Origin of the sequence: Azovibrio restrictus DSM 23866, assembly GCF_000429665.1 — a bacterium.
Classification (GTDB): Bacteria; Pseudomonadota; Gammaproteobacteria; order Burkholderiales; family Rhodocyclaceae; genus Azovibrio; species Azovibrio restrictus.
On sequence record NZ_AUCH01000054.1, the window covers coordinates 1 to 1139 of the forward strand.

3 protein-coding genes are annotated in these 1139 nt (G+C 49.0%); all 3 read right to left on the reverse strand.

Annotated elements, in window-relative coordinates:
* On the reverse strand, positions 1-119 hold a 119-nt coding region (locus G474_RS24615; protein ID WP_211228150.1), incomplete at its 3' end, for an RHS domain-containing protein.
* A 98-nt stretch (positions 120-217) separates the two neighbouring features.
* Positions 218-556 carry a hypothetical protein gene (locus G474_RS0117750; protein WP_026688114.1) on the reverse strand — a complete coding sequence of 113 codons (339 nt, stop codon included), beginning with the start codon at positions 554-556 and terminating at the stop codon, positions 218-220.
* 22 nt (positions 557-578) lie between these two features.
* Positions 579-1139: RHS repeat-associated core domain-containing protein (locus G474_RS23020; protein ID WP_169729552.1), on the reverse strand; the 561-nt coding region annotated here is incomplete at its 5' end.

The following is a 1139-nucleotide window of genomic DNA, read 5'->3' on the forward strand; positions in this document are numbered from 1 at the left end:
GCGTGGTCGAGCTTGAAGATGCGGCCCCAGGCCTTGTAGCGGGCTTGCCAGAGGCAGCGGCCGTCGGGGGAATAGGCCTCCTGGGGAGTGCCGAGAGGGCGTCCACTGCATCCTTGTATCCTTCTGAGCTATTTTCATACTGTTTTCCTCTATATCCTTCAGAGGTAGCGTCTATACCTGCCGGGTCGCTATTTCCTATTCACTTCGCCCAATTTTATTATTCTTGAGGTTTTTTCCAAATCGAAATTCCAAACCAGAAAAGCCCTAATCCTGCAACGAAGAAACCCAACGAAGAGCCTATTCTTCCCAAGCGCCAGGCAGTCATCTCATTCATAGGAAGTTGAGAAATAGATCGCTGCCCGAGTTCAACGTATTCCTTATTTGCCACCAACATAGTTGCATTTCCAAGAATAAAAATAAGGAAAGCCATCGCAGAGATAACTAAGGATAACTTTCGCATCTTTACTGCCAGAACGATCAATGCAATCAGAAATAGAAGCTGGCCTATTTCATAAGCGTAGACCAGCGCCCACTGGTGCCAGGTTTCAATATTCATAAGCCCTCCTTAAAAGTCATCCTCATTTGCCGCAGTCCTTACACTTGTCGTCACCTTGCTTCTTAATGTCTGGATTCGATGCCTTCCTTGGATCAAACGATACGTTTGTCGACGTCATGGACCTCCACGGAGGGCCTGCAATTTCTACATATCGAGCATTAACGTAGGGGCAAATAAAGACTAGATTTGGATCTCCACCAAACCCAGGTTGTGTCTTAGTAAGGTTCTGCGAAATCTGAAACGGCTTGCCTTTATCATCTTTACATTGATAAACGCAGATCATTGTTGCGGTTTGAGTCTGCCAGAACCACGGAGAATAATCTGGCTCCGCTCCCTGATAACGTTTGGCAGTGAATTCACATTCACACAACCCAAAGGGATCAACCCCGCTCAAAGGGTTGCCACGAACGTAGGCATAAACATTCACCCCACCCTCCAGCCCAATCGGGTCCTGAGTGAGATACCTGCCGGTATCGGGGTCGTAGAATCGGTGGCGGTTGTAGTGGAGTCCGGTTTCTTCGTCGTGGTACTGGCCCTGGAAGCGCAGGGGCTGGTGGATGGCGGCGTGGTCGAGCTTGAAGAT